The following is a 17,995-nucleotide window of genomic DNA, read 5'->3' as shown; positions in this document are numbered from 1 at the left end:
GTCCGTGGCATTGGAAATGGATGACATCAAACAGAACCGTTCGTCCCGAGCGAAGTCGAGGGACAGGCCGCAAGTGCTGCACCAGCGTGTCTCGACTTCAGCCATAGGCTGAAGTTTATCCTGAGCGCCTGCTGCAAGCAGGCAGTCGAAGGGCTCGACACGAACGGGTTTGGTGGCACTTCCAACACGCGTCATCACGCTCTAAACCGCGAAGCGCGCGCCTGCCTCGGCGATGGCGTCGAACATCCTGTCGATCTGCTGCGCGTCGGTGCAATACGGCGGCATCAGATAGATGGTGTTGCCCAGCGGCCGCAGCAAGATGCCCCGGTCAAGGAAGAAGGCGCGCAGCACCGGCGCCACCGACGACAGATAGCCATCCTCCCCCGCCTTCAGGTCGACGGCGGCGATTGCGCCGGTCTGGCGATGGCCGGTGAAATGATCGGGCGAAAGCCGCGCCAGCCCCGCCGTCAGCCGCCCCGCCAGTGCCGCGATCCGGCCCGGCACATCCTCCTCGCGCCAGATCGCCAGATTGGCGGCGGCGGCAGCGCAGGCGATCGGATTGGCGGTAAAGCTGCTCGAATGGAAAAACATGCGCGCGCGGTCCTCCGACCGGTGCGCCGCGAAGATGCGCGGCGTCGCCAAGGTCGCGGCCAGCGGGATGGCGCCGCCCGTCAGCCCTTTCGCGACACACAATATGTCCGGCTGCACCCCTGCCTGCTCGCAGGCGAACAGCGTGCCGGTGCGACCCCATCCGGTCATCACCTCATCGGCGATGAACAGCACGTCATGCCGCGCGCAGATATCCGCCATGGCCCGCAGCAGGGGCGGCGGATACATCAGCATGCCGCCCGCGCCCAGCACCAGCGGTTCCACGATGAAGGCGGCGGGTTGAGCGGCGCAGGCGGCCTCCAGCGCGTCGAGCGTCGCCTGTTCCCGTCCTGCCGCCGGAAAGGGTATCGTCACCACATCGAACAGCAGCGGTGCATAGGCGCGGTTGAATGCGCCGCGCTCCCCCACGGACATCGCGCCGATGGTGTCGCCATGATAGCTGTGCTCCATTACCAGAATGGAAACCCGACGACCTTCCGCGACATTGTGCCAATATCCCAGCGCCATTTTCAGCGCCACTTCTACCGCCGTCGATCCGCTGTCGGAATAGAACACATGCGCAAGGCCGGGCGGGGCAATGTCGATCAGGCCGCGCGCGACGTCTTCCGCCGGGGCATGGGTGTATCCCGCGAAGATCACCTGATCGAGCTTTGCCGCCTGATCCGCGATGGCGGCCGCGATGCGCGGATGGCAATGGCCATGCGTCGTCACCCACCAGCTCGATATGCCGTCGATCAGGCTGCGCCCGTCCGCGCAATGGATCACCGCCCCTTCCGCGCGGTCAACCTGCGGAATGGCCTCGTTCAGGCCGTGCTGGGTGAAAGGATGCCAGACGGGGGAGGTCATAGTGCTGCCTCGATCGCGGCCAGATCGATATGGTCGCGCATGGCCTGCGCCAAAGTCGTCGGGTTAAGCGTCGGCAACAGCGGCAATCGCCCCAGCGACCGCAGCTTGCCCAGGATCGGAATGATCCGCTCGTTCTCTTCGTGCGGCTCACCGATGAAGGCGATGCCCAGCAGCGGCACGCCACGCGCCCGCAACGCCTCGATGCTCAGCAGGCTGTGGTTGATCGTGCCCAGTGCGGTCCGCGCGCACAGGATCACCGGGGCCTGCCACTGCGCGAACATGTCGGCGTAGAGCATCTCCTCCGACAGCGGCACCAGCACCCCGCCTGCCCCCTCCACCACCAGGGGGCCATCCACCTGGCGCAGCACAAGCCGCGCGGGGTCAATCGTCACGCCGTCGATCCGCGCGGCCAGATGCGGCGAGGCAGGCGTCGCCAGCCGATAGGCTTCGGGCAGCACGCGATCCGGCAGCAGGCCGCCCAGTGCCGCCACCGTTTCCCCATCGCCTTCAGGATCGGTGCCCGCCTGCACCGGCTTCCAGTAGTGCGCGCCCAACGCGGCGGTCAGCCCGGCGGCAAACACCGTCTTGCCGATGCCCGTATCGGTGCCGGTCACGATCACCGCGCGCGTCATCGCAATGCCGCCTTCAGCACCACCGCCAGCGCATCCACCACCGCCGCATCGACATTCAGCGTCAGCGAAATGCGCAGCCGCGACGTACCCGGCGCGACCGTGGGCGGGCGGATGCCGCGCACATCGAACCCCGCCGCCTGCACCGCCGCCGCCACATTCATCGTGCGCTTGTCCTCCCCGATGATGACCGGCAGGATCTGGCTGGGCGAACGTGGCAGGCCCAGCGGTTCGCAGATCACCCGGCCCGCATGATCGCGCAGCGCCATCAGCGCCGCCCGCCGGTCATCCGCCACCGCCACGCGATCCAGCGCCGCACCCACCGCCACCGCCATCAGCGGCGATGGCGCGGTGGAAAAGATGAAGGGCCGCGCCCGGTTCACCAGCCAGTCGATCACGCCGCGCGGCCCGCACACGATCGCCCCTTCCACCCCCAGCGCCTTGCCGCAGGTGTGGAGCGTGACGACATTGTCCTGCCCCTCCAGCCCCGCGCCGACGCCGCGCCCGCCGGAGCCGAAAACGCCGGTGGCATGCGCTTCGTCCAGCAGCAGCATCGCGTCATGCCGCGCCGCCACCTCGGCCAGCGCGGCGACCGGCGCGATGTCGCCGTCCATGCTGTAGACGGTCTCGACCGCGATCCACGGCCGCCCGGTGCCGCCCTGCGCGCGCCAGGCGACGATGGCGTCGGCAAAGGCCTGCGGATCATTATGCGCGGCAAAGACATGGGCGGCCTTGCTTTGCCGGATGCCGTCATGCGCGCTGGCATGCACCAGCGCATCGGCGACGATCAGGTCGCCCCGCTGCGGCAATGTCGCCAGCAGCGCCATGTTGGCGGCAAAGCCGTTGGCGAAGAACAGGGCCGCCTCGCTCCCAAAATGCGCCGCCGCCTGAACCTCCAGCGCCGCATGTTCCGGCGCATTGCCCCGCAGCAGCCGCGACCCGCCCGACCCGACCGGTACCCCGCGCGCGACGGCATCGGCTACCGCCTGGGATATGCCGGGATCGCGCGATAGGCCAAGATAGTCGTTGGAAGCGAAATCATGCCCGGCCCGCGGCATCAAAGTCCGCAACCGCCCGCGGGCCTTTAGAGCCGACAGAGGCGCAGCGAAGATGTCGGCGTTTTCCATCACGCGGCCGCTATAAATGGCGACGGCGGCCGTTCAAGCCTGCATGCAGAGATCGCTGGCGGCATTGACAAAGCTATGGCGGATTTCTGAGGATATTTCGTCGGTTTAGCATTGTCACGAATGACGGGAAGTCACAAAAAATCCATATTTCGAATGGTACGAGGCAACACCTGCGCCGCGACGACACAATGGGGGCCTATGCGTTTGCAACGATTGACGGCGATGGCCACGGTGATCGCCTTGCTGTCTGCCTGCGGCGGTGGTGGTGGTGGCAACAGTGCAGGCACCGGTGCGCCGACAGCTACCCCCGCCCCGACACCCGTCCCCACACCGACACCTGCGACCAGTTGCTCCCTGCGCGCCCGGCAGGATTGGGCCGCTGCGCAGTTGCGCGAATGGTATCTGTTTCCCGAAACCCTGCCGTCCAGCCTGGACCCGACGCCGTATACGTCAGTCGGCGACTATGTGGACGCGCTGACGGCGACCGCGCGTAGCCAGCGGCGCGACCGGTTCTTCACCTATGTCACCTCGATCGCCGAGGAGAACGCCTTTTTCGATTCCGGGTCCAGCGCCGGATTCGGCATACGCCTTGCGACGGACGCGACACAGCAACGCCTTTTCGTCACTGAATCGTTCGAAGGCGCACCGGCGTTAGCTTTCGGCATCGATCGCGGCACGGAGATAACGGCGATCGGCACCAACCCCGGCGATATGCGCACCATCAGCAGCATCGTTGCCGCCAACGGCCTAGACGGAATCACGACAGCCCTTGGCCCGGATAATCCAGATGTTACGCGGCGGCTGCGCTTCGTCAACCGGGCGGGCTCGCGCGAGCTGGACGTAACCAAGGCGGACTTCGCTCTCCTGCCCATATCGTCCCGTTACGGTGTTGAGATTCTTGAAAATGGCGCGCGCCGTGCCGGCTATATCAACTTGCGGACTTTCATCTCGACCGCAGACCCGACCCTGCGCAGCGCGTTCGCGAACTTTCGCGTGCAGGGCGTAACCGACCTGATTATCGACCTGCGCTACAATGGCGGCGGGCTGCTATCCACCGCTGCGCTGATGGCGAACCTGATGGGACGCAATCGCTTCAGCTCGGATATATTCGCTTTCGTTACATACCGCGCATCGAAGAGCGGGGAGAACAGCACCTATTCGTTCATTCCTCAGCCCGAATCGATCGCGCCGACACGCATTGCCTTCATCGGCGGCGGCGGCACCGCATCGGCAAGCGAATTGCTGATCAACGGCTTTGTCCCTTATCTTGATGACCGTGCCGCGCTGATCGGCAGCAACACCTTCGGCAAGCCTGTGGGCCAGATCGCGATCGATCGCCCGGAATGTGACGATCGCCTGCGCCCCGTCGCCTTCGTGACGCAGAACAGCGTGCGATCGCCCGATTATTATGACGGCCTTGCAACGATTGTGAAGGCAAGCTGCCGTGGCAATGACGATATAAGCCGCCCGATGGGCGATCCTGCCGAAGGTTTGACACGCCAGGCGCTGGATTTTCTGGCCGGGCGCAGTTGCACGCCGATCGGCGGGATCACCAGCCAGTCGCTGGGCGAAGGTGTACGCAATCTGGTAACACCCGGCCGCCCGAGCACGGCACAGCGCGAGGTGCCGGGGTTATTTTGACTCGCTGAATCAGGAAAGGCGGCATGCAGATGCGGCCGTAATCTGTGCCCTACTTATGCCATAAGCTGTGCATGAGGGCGCGGACGGCCTGCCAGTCCTTATCTTGCAGCCTGCCCAGCCGGTGCGCATTCCGACCTTCCAGCGTCGCAATCTTGGCGGTGCGTACTTTCGAAGGAATGGGCAATCCTATCGCTTCATGGTCGCTGATCGACACATCGCCCGGCCACTCCTGGCGTTTCGCATTGGTAATCATCAGTGCCGAGCACAAAGCGCCTTGGGCCCCAAGTCCGGCGGCGACGATCAATGCGGGGCGGGGATGCAGGCTGGCGTTCTCCGCATGCGGGAAAGGCACCCACACGACATCACCGGCCTTCAGATCATGTGCGGCCAAGGATGTCATAGGCGCTGTCGGCTTCGTCAGCCCATTCGGTGAAGGCCGAGAAATTACCGACGAAGGGGTCGGGCTGTTCTGCGCGGGTCAGGATCACCCTGCCATCTTCGATCTGATAAGCGACCGTATCGCCTTCCCGCAGACCCAGCGCGGTGCGCACCGCGCGTGGAATGGTGGTTTGCGCCTTGCTGGAAACACGCGAGTGGATCATGGGCGCAGGGTAAGGAAATCCCTTACCCTGCGCAAGTCATGCAATGCTACACCCCGCCATGCGCCAGTGCGGCCAGCAGCAGCAGCGCGACGATATTGGTGATCTTTATCATAGGGTTCACCGCTGGCCCCGCCGTATCCTTGTACGGATCGCCCACCGTGTCGCCCGTCACGGCGGCCTTATGCGCTTCGCTGCCTTTGCCGCCGTGATGGCCGTCCTCGATATATTTCTTCGCATTGTCCCATGCGCCGCCGCCGCTGGTCATGGAGATCGCGACGAACAGCCCGGAGACGATGACGCCGAGCAGCAGCGCACCCAGCGCGGCGAACCCCTGCGACACGCCCGCCACTGCTGCGATCACGAAATAGACCAGGATCGGGGCGAGGACGGGGAGCAGGCTGGGGACGATCATCTCCTTGATCGCCGCTTTCGTCACCAGATCGACGGTGCGGGCATAATCGGGCCGCGAGGTGCCGTCCATGATGCCCTTGTTCTCCGCAAACTGCGCGCGCACGTCCTTCACCACGTCGCCCGCCGCGCGGCCCACCGCCGTCATGCCCATCGCCCCGAAGAGATAGGGGAGCAGCGCGCCGAGTAGCAGGCCGACGATCACATAGGGATTGGAGAGGCTGAAATCGACGGCATCGGTCAGGCCGAGCGCCGAGTTGTAGAACTTCAGATCCTCCGTATAGGCGCCGAACAGCACCAGCGCGGCCAGCCCTGCCGAGCCGATCGCATAGCCCTTCGTCACCGCCTTCGTCGTGTTGCCCACGGCGTCCAGCGCGTCGGTGCGGGTGCGGACGTCCTGTTCCATCCCCGCCATTTCCGCGATGCCACCCGCATTGTCCGTCACCGGACCATAAGCGTCGAGCGCCACGACCATGCCCGCGAGCGCCAGCATCGACGTGGCGGCGAAGGCGATGCCGATGAGGCCCGCAAGCTGATGCGCGATGATGATGCCGACCACGATCACGATCGTCGGCATGGCGGTCGATTCCAGGCTGATCGCCAGCCCCTGAATGACGTTGGTGCCATGGCCGGTTTCGGACGCCTTGGCGATGGAGCGGACCGGGCGGTAATTGGTGCCCGTATAATATTCGGTGATGACGACCAGCAACCCGGTGACGCCCAGGCCGACCATCATCGACCAGAACAGGGCCATGCCGGTGTAGCCGCCCGCCCCGTCAAGGTCCGCGCCGAACACGGCGTTCATGTCGCCCAGCACCTGCGCGCAGACATAATAGATCGCGCCGATCGACAGGATGGCCGTTGCCCAGAACCCTTTGTACAGCGCGCCCATGATCGACTGGCTGGCGCCCAGCCGCACGAAATAGGTGCCGATGATCGACGTGATGATACAGATGCCGCCAACCGCGAGCGGCAGGGCCATCAGCTTCATGAGCTGGGCATTGTCGACGCCGGTGATGAGCAGCGCGATCAGCACCATCGTCGCGCCGACCGTGACCACATAGGTTTCGAACAGGTCGGCCGCCATGCCCGCGCAATCGCCCACATTGTCGCCCACATTGTCGGCGATCACGGCGGGGTTGCGCGGGTCGTCCTCCGGTATGCCCGCCTCGACCTTGCCCACCAGATCGGCGCCGACATCGGCGGCCTTGGTGAAGATGCCACCGCCCAGCCGCGCGAAGATGGAAATGAGGCTTGCCCCGAACGCCAAAGCGACGAGGCTGTCGATGACGAGCCGATCGTCCGGCGCGTAACCGGACGGGCCTGTCAGATACCAGAAGAACACCGATATCGCGAGCAGGGCGAGGCCAGCGACAAGCATGCCGGTGATCGCGCCCGCGCGGAAGGCAACCGTCAGGCCGCTTTGCAGCGAGGTCCGCGCTGCCTCCGCCGTGCGGACATTGGCGCGCACCGAAATGTTCATGCCGATATAGCCTGCGACACCCGACAGCACCGCCCCGATCACGAAGCCGACGGCCGACGTGATCCCCAGAAACCTAAGGACGAGCGCGGCCACGACCACGCCGACGATGGCGATGGTGGTATATTGCCGCGCCAGATAGGCCTGCGCCCCTTCCTGGATCGCGGCGGCGATTTCCTGCATCCGAACGTTGCCGGGCGATGCGCCGAGCACCTGCCGCGCTGTGATAATGCCATAGAGCACGGCCAGCAGGCCGCATCCTATCGCGATAGTGACGGTTGTCATTCTGGTTCCTCTCCCCTGTTATATCAGATCATGCGCGCTCCGCAGGGACATAAGCGACATGATGAGGGGAGCAGGCCGGGGATCAGGCATCCGGTCGCTGGCATCGGTGCTGGCAATCGGTGGCGCGTGGACATGACGTACGGCATGGGCGCTGATCCTGATCGGCAGGCAAAGTTCGTAGGCGGAGACTAATGCCGCGCCGCGTCAGGTCAAGCGTTCTGAATATGCGGTATGCTGATAGCCCAGCCGTTCCGGCAGCGGTATCGGCTTTCCGTCGAGGATGAGGCGTAACCCGACGCCTGCCTCGCACCGGCCAACGGCGATGGCAGGCACCGGCAATGCCACATCCGGCGCGGCGGCGAACAGCAGTTCATAATCGTCGCCGCTGGTGGCCGCCGCTATCCGCGCATCGGGGCCGTGCAGCGCAATGAACGCGTCGGACAGCGGTACATGATCGATCACGATGCCGACGCCGCTCGCCTCGCCCATCCGCCGCGCATCGATCAGCAGCCCGTCGGAAATGTCCATCATCGCCGTGACATAAGGCACGAGCGCCTGCCCCTGGGCAAGGCGCGGCTGCGGGCGGCGGTAGGCATCGATAAGACAATTGGTCGTCGGGTTATCGTTCGGCTTTTGTCCAGCCGTGAGGAGCGCCAACCCCGCGCCGCTGTCCCCCACCGGCCCGGTGACATAGAGGATATCGCCCGCCCGTGCCCCGCTGCGCGCCGGGACCGGACCGGACCCCGCCTCCCCGATCGCCGTCAGGGTGAAGCTGCGCGGCGCGCCTTTGGGCATCGCCACGGTGTCGCCGCCGATCAGCGGCATGCCATAGATGTCGAGCGCGGCACGCAGCCCGCGCAGAAAATCCGCATCCCAGTCATCATTGCCCGACAACGCATAGTTCATCAGGCAGGCGCGCGGCGTCGCGCCTTTCGCCGCCAGGTCGGACAGATTGACCGCCGCCAGCTTCCACCCGATGCTGTCCGCCGGATCGCTGGCCAAAAAATGCACGCCCTCGACCAGCGTATCGCTGGTCAACACCAGCCGTATGTCGCCGACCGGCAGCACAGCGGCATCGTCCATCAGGCCGCGCGCCGCCGGATCGGTCGCAAGGGTCCGCAATGCCGCTATGTATTCGTATTCATCCGCCATCGCTCGCTGATTAGGGCATAAGCATGCCGGGGGCGACCCTTTTGCATAAGATGTGAAGGATAGGACGGACTATGCGGTGGATCATCCTGATGCTGGCAACACTGGGCTTGCTGACCGGCAAGGCGCTGGCGCAACCCCCGGCGCAGGGCAGGCTTGTCACCCTGGCGGATTTTCCTTCCGCCCATGTCGCGCCGCGCACCGTCACCATCTGGCTGCCGCCCGGCTATGATGCGGGCAGGCGGCGCTATCCTGTCGTCTACATGCATGACGGGCAGAATCTGTTCGATGCGAAAGCCGCCAATTTCGGCGTCGAATGGGGCATGGACGAAGCCGTCAGCCGCCTGGCCGCGCGCAGCGCCGCGCGGCCCGCGATCATCGTCGGCATGGCCAGCACCCCGGCGCGCTATCAGGAATATATGCCGCGCAAGATCTACGATCGCCTGCCCCCCGCCTATGCGCAGGCGGTCCGCGACACGCAGAAGGGAGAACCCGTATCGGACGCCTATCTGCGGTTCATCGTTGCGGAGGTGAAACCCTATGTCGACCGCCACTTCCGCACATTGGCGGGACCGGCGGACACCGCGATCATGGGATCGTCGATGGGCGGCCTGATCTCGATCTATGCGCTGGGCGAATATCCGCAGGTCTTTGGTTCAGCCGCCGCGCTCTCGGTCCACTGGCCGCTCGTCGCCGCCGATGCCGCCGCCAAGGTCGGTGCCGACGCACCCGGACAGGTCGCCGCCGCCTTCGCCGCCTGGCTGAAAAACACTCAGATCGATCCCAAACGCAATCGCCTGTACATGGACCATGGCACGGCGACCCTGGACCAGCATTATCCCCCGTTCGCCGCCGCGATGGAGGCAATGCTGCCGACGCTGGGCTGGCAGGCCGGGCCGCGGTGGGAAAGCCGGGTGTTTACCGGAACGGCGCACAACGAGCAGGCGTGGAGCGAGCGAGTCGATATCCCGCTCGTTTTCCTGCTGGGGCCTGCGAAGCAACGTTAGGGGCGCGCGTCCTTCGCCACCGCGTCGAGCAGGCCGTTGACGAACCCCGCCTCACGCTTGTCATAAAAGGCGTGGGCGACATCGACATATTCGCTGATGACGGTGCCGGTGCCGACATCGGCCCGCGCGATCAGCTCATAAGTACCCGCGCGCAATATCTGTCGCATGGGCTTGTCGAGGCGATCGAGGCTCCAGCCGGAGGAGAGCTTCGCGGCGATAAGGCCGTCGATCTCCGCACGGCGCGCATCCACACCCTGCACGATATCGTCAAAGAAGCTGGCCTCGGCCTGCGCATATTCGACATCCTCGATCGTCGCACCGAGGCGATGTTCGTGAAACTCGTGCAGCAGCGAAGGCAGCGGCTTGGGTTCCATTTCGAGCTGATAGAGGGCCTGCACGGCGGCAAGCCGGGCGGCGGAGCGGGATTGGGCACGGTCGTTCATCATCAATTCCAATAGCCGTTCGGGCTGAGCCTGTCGAAGCCTTAGCCTGAAAGCAGTGACGGGCCTTCGCCTACGCTCAGGCTGGCACTTCGACAAGCTCCGTGCGAACGGATTCAGTTTAGGACACCAAACGCCGCGCCACCGAAGACGCATGCGCGGGCAGCCCCTCCGCTTCCGCCAGCGATACCGCCGCCGGGCCGATCGCGCCGATCGCCGCGCGGTCGAGGCTGAGGAAGCTGGTGCGCTTCATGAAATCCAGCACCGACAGGCCAGAGGAAAAGCGCGCGCGCCGCCCGGTGGGCAGCACATGATTGGGCCCGGCGACATAATCGCCCACAGCCTCCGGCGTCATGCGGCCCAAGAACACCGAACCGGCATGGCGCACCAGCGCGAACAGCGCATCGGGATCGTCCACCGCCAGTTCAAGATGCTCGGGGGCAAGCGCATTGGCCAGCGGCATCGCCTCGACCAGTGTCGGCACCAGAATGATTGCGCCGTTCGCATCCCAGCTTGCCCGCGCGACCGCCGCCGTCGAAAGCTGTGGTATCTGCCGCGCGACCGCCGCCGCGACGGCATCGGCAAAGGCGGCATCGTCGGTCAGCAGGATCGACTGGCTGGTCGGATCATGCTCGGACTGGCTCAGAAGGTCGGCGGCAATCCACTCGGGATCGTTCTGCCCGTCCGCCACCACCAGTATTTCGGACGGTCCGGCCACCATGTCGATGCCGACCACGCCGTAAAGCTGGCGCTTCGCTTCCGCCACCCAGGCGTTGCCGGGTCCGACGATCACATCGACCGGCGCAATCCTGCCGGTGCCATAGGCGAGCGCGGCAATCGCCTGCGCCCCACCGACGCGCCAGATTTCGCCGACACCGGCGATGTCCGCCGCCGCGAGCACCAGCGGGTTGATGACGCCATCGGGCGTCGGCGTCACCATCGCCAGCCGCTCCACACCCGCGACGCGCGCGGGGATCGCGTTCATCAGCAGCGAGCTGGGATAGGCCGCACGGCCGCCCGGCACATACAGGCCCGCCGCATCGACCGGCCGCCAGCGCGCGCCGAGCCGCACGCCAGCACTGTCCACAGCGTCGCTGTCCTGCGGCTTCTGCTTTTCGTGATAGGTCGCAATGCGGTTCGCCGCGAGTTCCAGCGCATCGCGCAGGCTGTTCGGAATCCCGGCCAGCGCCGCCTTGCGTTCTGCCGCCGGTATCGCCCAGCCGCTCGCGTCCAGATCGTGCCGGTCGAACCGCTGCGTATAGTCCGCCAGTGCACCGTCACCCTCTGCGCGGACGCGCTTGAGGATGGCGGACACGTCCCGCGACACATCCGCGTCCGCTTCGCGCCGGGCATTAACCAGCGCGTCGAAGGCGGCAGGGAAGCCGGGGTCGCGGCTGTCGAGCCTAAGCGGCATCGCGCACTCCCACGGCCCTGCGGAACGCCTCGACCAGCGGTGCCAGTTCAGCCGATCGCATCTTGAACGCGGCCCGGTTGACGATAAGGCGCGCGGAAATCTGCATGATAACGCTGGTTTCGACCAGGCCGTTGGCCCGAAGCGTCGCACCGGACGAGACCAGATCGACGATCCGCAGCGACAGACCAAGCGACGGCGCCAGTTCCATCGCACCGTTCAGTTTCACGCATTCGGCCTGAATGCCCTGCGCCTCATAATGTTTGCGCGTCAGATGCGGATATTTGGTCGCGACGCGCACGTGGCTGAGCATGGCGTTCGACGCCGCATCATTCCCGGTCGCCAGCCCGTCCGGCTCCGCCACGGACAGGCGACAATGGCCGATGTTGAGGTCCACCGGGGCATAAAGCTCCGAATAATCGAACTCCTCGACGACATCCGAGCCGACGATGCCGATCTGCGCTGCGCCATGTGCGACGAAGGTCGCCACATCGAACGCGCGTACCCGGATGATCGAGACGTCCGGCTGATTGGTCGCGAACCGTAGCGCGCGGCTCTTCCCGTCATGAAAGTCCGCCTCCGGTTCGATGCCGACGCGCGCCAGCAACGGCAGCGCCTCGTCGAGGATGCGGCCCTTGGGAATGGCGAGGATCAGTGGCTGGCTCATGATCGCCGGGCTTTACTGGCGGGCCACGCTTTGGGCAAGCGGCGAGCGACGCGGGATTTTCGATGACTGTGGTCGGGACCGGGCCGTTTTCTGTCTGGGCTGACGGCATGCTTGCGCCACGCATCCCCCCGGACTAGCCTGCCCCCAGCCCAGCTTTCCCTTGGAAAGCCCATCAGGAGAGTCCCGCGATGACGACGCCGCTTCAGCGCATTCCGCTCAAGACCATCCGCGACGACGATGCCAGCCTCGCCGACTATGCCGGGCATGTCGTACTGATCGTCAATGTCGCCTCCAAATGCGGGCTTACGCCGCAATATGAGGGGCTGGAGGCGCTGTACGAACGCTATCGCGAGGAGGGGCTGGTCGTGGCAGGCTTTCCCGCCAATGATTTCGGTGCGCAGGAGCCGGGCACCAACGAGGAAATCGCAACCTTCTGCACCACCAATTTTTCGGTCGCCTTCCCGATGTTTGCCAAGCTGACCGCGACCGGGCCGGACAAGCACCCGCTTTACGCCGCGCTCACTGCGGAGGCACCCAAAGCCTCGGGCGACCCGGATGCCTTTCGCGAAAAACTGCGCGGCTACGGCATGACGCCCAATCCCGAGCCCGAACTGCTCTGGAACTTCGAAAAGTTTCTTGTCGCGCGGGACGGCACCGTGGCGGGCCGCTTCGCACCGACGACCGCGCCGGACGATCCGGCACTGGTCGCCGCGATCGAAACGGAGCTGGCGAAGTAGCGGCATCAGTGCGGCACTTCGTTTTTCATCGTGAAATCAATATTTTTTGCAGCATGAGCGGGATAGGGGGCAGAATGCGCGCAATTGGGACGATGCTGGTCACGGCCGCCAGCCTGGCGACGAGTGCGGCCAGCGCGCAGACGGCCCCCGCACCCCTGGTGCTGACCGCCGATCAAGTCGCCTTCCGCGATCTGTTCAAGGAACTGGTCGAGACCGACACCACCGTTTCCAACGGAAACTGCACGCTCCTTGCCGAAAAGATGGCGGCCCGGCTGAAGGCCGCGGGCTATGCCGATGAACAGCTCACGCTGTTTGCACTGCCGGAGTTTCCGAAGGACGGGGGCCTGGTTGCCGTGCTGCCGGGATCGAGCAAGACGCTGAAGCCGATGCTGCTGCTCGGTCATCTCGACGTCGTGGAAGCCAAACGGGAAGACTGGACCCGCGATCCCTTCACCATGGTGGAGGAGAACGGCTATTATTACGCACGGGGCGCGTCGGACATGAAGGCGATGGTCGCCGCCTGGGTGGATATCATGGTGCGGCTGAAAAAGAACGGCACGGCGCCCAAACGGACCGTCAAGATGGCGCTGACCTGCGGCGAGGAAAGCGGCGCACGCTTCAACGGCGCGGAATGGCTGGCAAAGAACCGGCCAGAGCTGATCGCGGCCGCCTTCGTGCTGAACGAAGGTGGCGGTGGGCGCACCGACGGCAAGGGCAAGGTTGTCGTCCAGACGATGCAGATCGGCGAGAAATCCAACCGCAATTTCCGCATCGAAACCACCAACCCCGGCGGCCACAGCTCTATCCCGGTGCGCGAGAACGCGATCTATGATCTTGCCGATGCGATGACCCGGATACGCGACTATGGCTTTCCGATTCGCATGAACGACACCACGCGCGCCTTCTTCGCAAAGGCCGGTGCGTCGCGGGGCGATGCCATGGGCAAGGCCATGGTGGCGCTGTCGAACAATCCGCAGGATGCCGATGCCCTGAAGATCGTTACGAGCGATCGGGGCTATAACAGCATGTTGCGCACCACCTGCGTCGCGACGATGCTGGAGGGGGGCCACGCCCAGAATGCCTTGCCGCAGCGGGCCGCAACCAACGTCAACTGCCGGATCATTCCCGGCGAGGATGCCGACACGACGAAGGCCGCGCTGGAAAAGGCGATCGGCAATCCGGCCGTCAGCGTTACCCTAGTGGGTCGCCTGCGCCCGGTCGCCGTCCCGCCGCCGCTCGACCCTGCGATCATGGAGCCTGCGGAAAAGCTGGTGGCGCGCTATTTCCCCGGCGTGCCGCTGGTGCCCGCCATGTCCACCGGCGCGACCGATGCGACCTATATCGGCATCCCGACATATGGGGTACCGGGCGGCTGGGGCGACCCGGATGGCAATGGCGCGCATGGCCTGAACGAACGCCGCGAAATCCGCTCGCTCTTCGTCGGGCGGGATTTTCTGTACGATCTCGTCACCGCCTACGCCAGCAAGTGAGACTTTTGCCGATGTTCCTGCGCTCCACCGTCGCGCTTCTCGCGCTCGTTACCGCCCTGCCCGCCACCGCCGCCCTCTCCCCTGCGGAGAAGAAAATGGCGGCGCAGGTCGATGCCGATTACGAAAAATCGATCGCCTTGCTGGAGCGGCTCGTCAATCAGAACAGCGGATCGCTGAACATGGACGGCGTGGAAAAGGTCGGGCAGATGATGCGACCCGAGTTGGAAGCACTGGGCTTCACCGTCATATGGAAGCCGCTGCGCGAAACCAAGCGCGCGGGGCACATCATCGCGACGCGCAAGGGCAGGCCCGGCACCACGAAGATGCTGCTGATCGGTCATCTCGATACGGTGTTCGAACCGGACTCCCCCTTCCAGACGTTCGAGCGGATGGGCGACAAGGCCAAGGGTCCGGGCGTCGCAGACGACAAGGGCGGGATGGTCGTCATGCTGTCCGCCCTGCGCGCGATGCAGACGGCCGGCACGCTGAAGAACGCCAATATCGAAATCGTGCTGACCGGCGACGAGGAAGATACCGGCGAGCCGATCAGCGTGGCGCGCGCGGACCTGATCGCGGCGGGCAAGCGGGCGGACGTCGCGCTTGATTTCGAGGGGCTGTCCGTGGTCGACGGCGTCGACATGGGGTCGATCGCGCGCCGGTCGTCGAACAGCTGGACCCTGACAACGACCGGCAAGTCCGGGCACAGCTCCGGCATATTCTCGGCATCAGCGGGCGACGGCGCGATCTACGAACTGGCCCGGATCATCGCGGCCTTTCGCGCGGAACTGCCCGAACCCAATCTGACCTTCAACGTCGGGCTGATCGGCGGCGGGCAAAGTGCCGACGTGGATGCAGGCGGCGTGCGCATCGCCGTCACCGGCAAGACCAACATCATCCCGCCGGTCGCCATTGCCCGCGGCGATTTCCGCACGCTGAGCCAGGAGCAGACTGACCGGGTGATCGCGAAGATGACGGCGATCGTGGCACGGGAACATCGGCCGGGCACCGATGCGACTATCCTGTTCGATCAGGGCTATCCGCCGATGGCGCCGACCGAAGGAAACCGCGCGCTGCTCGCTAGGCTCAATGCCGTAAACGCCGACCTTGCCTTGCCGCCGATGCCTGCGCTCGACCCGCTGAAGCGCGGTGCGGGCGACATATCCTTTGTCGCAGCGGATACCGATGGGCTGGTTGGGCTGGGCGTCAGCAGCGAAGGCGACCATACCCCAGGCGAAACCGCCGATCTCGACAGTATCCGGCGGCAGGCAAAACGCGCGGCGATATTGATGACGCGGCTCAGCACCCTGCCAGGGCGCAAATAGCGGCATCGCGCTTGCGTTTATTGCAGGCGTGGAACGGACGGTGTGCCGCCCCGTTGTGGGCGCATGGCAAATCCCAAACTTTACCCGCTGCTGGCGCGCCCGAATATCGGCCTTGCTGGTCCCGTTGACTACACCATGTACGGCTTTTTCCGGCAGGCGCTCATCAATGCCCCCAAATCCGGCCCGCTGGTCATTTCATTGACCACCATGGGCGGCGATCCCGAAGTCGCCCGCGCGATGGGGGACGATGTGCGGATCATGCAGGAGCATGAAGGGCGCGAGCTGCTGTTTCTCGGCCAGGCCGCGGTCTATTCCGCAGGCGCGACCTTCATGAGCTATTTTGCGCGCGACAAGCGTTTCCTGACGCGCGGCACTCGCCTGATGATTCACGAGCGGCAGATCACCAAGACCATCGCCCTTTCCGGCCCGCTGCGGATGTGCGTCGCGACGCTCAAGGCGACGCTCAACGAAATCGAACACAGCATCAACATCGAGGAAGAGGGCTTCCGCGCGCTGATCGAAGGCAGTTCCATCAGTTTCGACGAGGTGCACGAGAAAGCACCTGAAAACTGGTACATCGATGCGGTCGATGCGCGGGACATGGGGCTGGTGCTAGACGTGATCTGAACCGGCGGGAGCGGACGAGGGGGCACCAACGGGCGACCGCTTGCTGCTCGCCACCCCTGGTCCCTGGCGCATATCCCCTTCGCGCAAATATGTCATGTTCCCGGCGAAAGCGGGGAACGGCCCCCTGCGTACCGGAAAGCTAAGGCCGCCCTACCCCTTCGCCAGCAGCGCCGCCAGTTCAAGCGCACGCGCGGCGGAGACGCGCCCCGTCAGCGCCAACGCCTGATCGCCTTCTTCCCAGTAGGCGATATTCTCATTCTCCCGTTTCGTCACGAGCGGTGTCCCCTCGGCCGGGGTTTCGGCACGGCTGGTCAGCAGGGTTACGGGTTCCCCCCGGGAAGTGCGCAGCGAAACCGCAACCGCGCTGGTGCCGCCGGTCGGATAGAGCTGCACATCACGGACCTCCCAGCCGAGCGGCAGAACAGGCAGGCGCAGGCCGGTCGAGCGGCTGATCTCCGCGCTGTCCAGCACCGTGTTTTCGCCCTGTGATCGCATCGTCTGGCGCAGCAAGGTGGTGCGGTGCGATGCCACCGCCGCGTCGATGAAGCGCGTATCGGCGGCCTGCGCGGCAACCGGAAACTCGCCCAGCGCACCGCGCGCGATCCACCCGACGGCGATCAGCGCCGCCAGCCCCGCCGCCCGCAACGCATGGCGGCCCGCCGCGCGGTTGTCGTTCGATGGCGCGGGCGGCACGCCGATGGCGCGCTTCACGCCCAACAGCGTGCCCTTGGTGCCGTCATGCATCAGGCGAAAGTCGATATCGGGCCAGCGTTTGCGCCAGCGGCGCGCGACGAGACGCTCACCGGGACGCGCCGCATCGTCGAGCAGAATGACGCCGCCGGGCGACAGACGCCGGAACAGGCTGTCCGCCGCCCCGCGCACGAGCGGATGTACGCTCCACGGGGGACCATCGATGATGATGAGGTCGATCCGTTCTGGCAAATCGCTGACATTATACCATCGCCCCGGCCACCCCTCGACCTGCGCGTCGAGCGGTGCATGGCGGATGTCGACATGCAGCCCGTTGTCCGCCACCCATTGGCGCGTGGCGTCCACGAAGCCACCATGCTGGTCGAAACTGATGAGATGGCCGCCGCCGTGCAGCGCCATCGCCTTGGCCGCGACCAGCGTGGACGCGCCCGCGCCCAGTTCCACGGCGACCGCAGGACGGCGCTGCGCGATCTGCATCACGATATGGCGCAGGAAACCGGTATCGGCCTTCCAGCTTCCCAGATGCGGCAGCGAATCGGGTGCGAGGCCCAGCGCATGCATCAGTGCCCGCTTGTCGGCCTTGCTGCCACCGTGCAGGCTGCGCAGCAGCCAAGGCCAGCCGATCGCCCCGAATATCAATCGCCACGCCCAGTCGCTGGCCTTGCGACGGAAAGGCTGGGTCGGGTCGCTTTCGGCGAGCGGAAGAAAGCCGGTAAGCTCGCGTGATGTCACGGTGTCATTGTCCTGCAACCTGGGGGCCAAATGCCCCTGTAACGCGCCGGACAGCGCACGAACAGCCCACATGGG

The 17,995-nt window shown here is 65.4% G+C and carries 17 protein-coding genes; 6 read left to right on the top strand and 11 right to left on the bottom strand.

The window, feature by feature from the left end; all coding sequences use genetic code 11:
• Positions 1-201: 201 nt before the first annotated feature.
• The 3 genes from ENE74_RS07470 to ENE74_RS07460 are packed head-to-tail and all read right to left on the bottom strand — an operon-like array spanning position 202 to position 3,211.
• Positions 202-1,455 carry an adenosylmethionine--8-amino-7-oxononanoate transaminase gene (locus ENE74_RS07470; protein WP_127690252.1) on the bottom strand — a complete coding sequence of 418 codons (1,254 nt, stop codon included), beginning with the start codon at positions 1,453-1,455 and terminating at the stop codon, positions 202-204.
• Positions 1,452-2,087 carry a dethiobiotin synthase gene (gene bioD, locus ENE74_RS07465; RefSeq protein ID WP_127690251.1) on the bottom strand — a complete coding sequence of 212 codons (636 nt, stop codon included), beginning with the start codon at positions 2,085-2,087 and terminating at the stop codon, positions 1,452-1,454. The genes ENE74_RS07470 and bioD overlap by 4 nt, the downstream gene beginning before the upstream one ends.
• The gene (locus tag ENE74_RS07460) at positions 2,084-3,211 is read right to left on the bottom strand and encodes an 8-amino-7-oxononanoate synthase (protein WP_127690250.1); all 1,128 of its coding nucleotides are present in this window, start codon (positions 3,209-3,211) and stop codon (positions 2,084-2,086) included. The genes bioD and ENE74_RS07460 overlap by 4 nt, the downstream gene beginning before the upstream one ends.
• A 222-nt stretch (positions 3,212-3,433) precedes the next feature.
• Between ENE74_RS07460 and ENE74_RS07455 the strand changes: the two genes are divergently transcribed.
• Positions 3,434-4,852, top strand: coding sequence for a S41 family peptidase (locus ENE74_RS07455; RefSeq protein ID WP_241241879.1), 1,419 nt, complete (start codon positions 3,434-3,436; stop codon positions 4,850-4,852).
• A gap of 49 nt (positions 4,853-4,901) precedes the next feature.
• On the opposite strand, the gene ENE74_RS07450 is transcribed toward ENE74_RS07455, so the two are convergent.
• The 4 genes from ENE74_RS07450 to thiL all read right to left on the bottom strand — a co-directional run bounded on the left by ENE74_RS07450 (position 4,902) and on the right by thiL (position 8,779).
• Complete coding sequence (locus ENE74_RS07450; RefSeq protein ID WP_241241878.1) at positions 4,902-5,252, bottom strand: type II toxin-antitoxin system PemK/MazF family toxin; 351 nt, start codon at positions 5,250-5,252, stop codon at positions 4,902-4,904.
• A complete protein-coding gene (locus ENE74_RS07445; RefSeq protein WP_127690248.1) occupies positions 5,230-5,454 on the bottom strand; it encodes a type II toxin-antitoxin system PrlF family antitoxin in 225 nt (74 codons plus the stop codon). Before ENE74_RS07445 ends, ENE74_RS07450 begins: the two co-directional genes overlap by 23 nt.
• A gap of 46 nt (positions 5,455-5,500) precedes the next feature.
• Positions 5,501-7,627, bottom strand: coding sequence for a sodium-translocating pyrophosphatase (locus ENE74_RS07440; RefSeq protein ID WP_127690247.1), 2,127 nt, complete (start codon positions 7,625-7,627; stop codon positions 5,501-5,503).
• Between the two features lie 204 nt (positions 7,628-7,831).
• Entirely contained in the window at positions 7,832-8,779 is a 948-nt protein-coding gene (thiL, locus tag ENE74_RS07435) for a thiamine-phosphate kinase (protein WP_127690246.1), read from the bottom strand.
• A gap of 71 nt (positions 8,780-8,850) precedes the next feature.
• Between thiL and ENE74_RS07430 the strand changes: the two genes are divergently transcribed.
• The gene (locus ENE74_RS07430; protein ID WP_127690245.1) at positions 8,851-9,783 is read left to right on the top strand and encodes an alpha/beta hydrolase; all 933 of its coding nucleotides are present in this window, start codon (positions 8,851-8,853) and stop codon (positions 9,781-9,783) included.
• Here ENE74_RS07430 and nusB read toward each other — a convergent pair.
• The 3 genes from nusB to hisG form a co-directional block, all read right to left on the bottom strand.
• Positions 9,780-10,226, bottom strand: coding sequence for a transcription antitermination factor NusB (gene nusB / locus ENE74_RS07425; protein WP_127690244.1), 447 nt, complete (start codon positions 10,224-10,226; stop codon positions 9,780-9,782). The genes ENE74_RS07430 and nusB overlap by 4 nt on opposite strands.
• A 118-nt stretch (positions 10,227-10,344) precedes the next feature.
• Entirely contained in the window at positions 10,345-11,637 is a 1,293-nt protein-coding gene (hisD, locus tag ENE74_RS07420; RefSeq protein ID WP_127690243.1) for a histidinol dehydrogenase, read from the bottom strand.
• Positions 11,627-12,301 (bottom strand): ATP phosphoribosyltransferase, encoded by a 675-nt coding sequence (gene hisG / locus ENE74_RS07415; protein WP_127690242.1) that lies wholly within the window; start codon positions 12,299-12,301, stop codon positions 11,627-11,629. The genes hisD and hisG overlap by 11 nt, the downstream gene beginning before the upstream one ends.
• Positions 12,302-12,489: 188 nt before the next feature.
• On the opposite strand from hisG, the gene ENE74_RS07410 reads away from it, so the two are divergent.
• The 4 genes from ENE74_RS07410 (at position 12,490) to ENE74_RS07395 (ending at position 16,477) form a co-directional block, all read left to right on the top strand.
• Positions 12,490-13,038: a glutathione peroxidase gene (locus ENE74_RS07410; RefSeq protein WP_127690241.1), complete on the top strand. Its 549-nt coding sequence runs from the start codon at positions 12,490-12,492 to the stop codon at positions 13,036-13,038.
• A 74-nt stretch (positions 13,039-13,112) separates the two neighbouring features.
• A complete protein-coding gene (locus ENE74_RS07405) occupies positions 13,113-14,528 on the top strand; it encodes a M20/M25/M40 family metallo-hydrolase (protein WP_127690240.1) in 1,416 nt (471 codons plus the stop codon).
• A gap of 11 nt (positions 14,529-14,539) precedes the next feature.
• Positions 14,540-15,850 (top strand): M20/M25/M40 family metallo-hydrolase, encoded by a 1,311-nt coding sequence (locus ENE74_RS07400; RefSeq protein ID WP_127690239.1) that lies wholly within the window; start codon positions 14,540-14,542, stop codon positions 15,848-15,850.
• A 63-nt stretch (positions 15,851-15,913) separates the two neighbouring features.
• On the top strand, positions 15,914-16,477 hold the full coding sequence (locus tag ENE74_RS07395; RefSeq protein WP_127690238.1) for an ATP-dependent Clp protease proteolytic subunit: 564 nt from the start codon (positions 15,914-15,916) through the stop codon (positions 16,475-16,477).
• 150 nt (positions 16,478-16,627) lie between these two features.
• On the opposite strand, the gene ENE74_RS07390 is transcribed toward ENE74_RS07395, so the two are convergent.
• On the bottom strand, positions 16,628-17,992 hold the full coding sequence (locus tag ENE74_RS07390) for a class I SAM-dependent methyltransferase (RefSeq protein WP_241241877.1): 1,365 nt from the start codon (positions 17,990-17,992) through the stop codon (positions 16,628-16,630).
• Positions 17,993-17,995 lie beyond the last annotated feature (3 nt).

Origin of the sequence: Sphingobium algorifonticola, assembly GCF_004005485.1 — a bacterium.
Taxonomy (GTDB): domain Bacteria; phylum Pseudomonadota; class Alphaproteobacteria; order Sphingomonadales; family Sphingomonadaceae; genus Sphingobium; species Sphingobium algorifonticola.
Note: the sequence above shows the minus strand (reverse complement) of the source record. Positions and strands in the feature narration are given on the sequence as shown.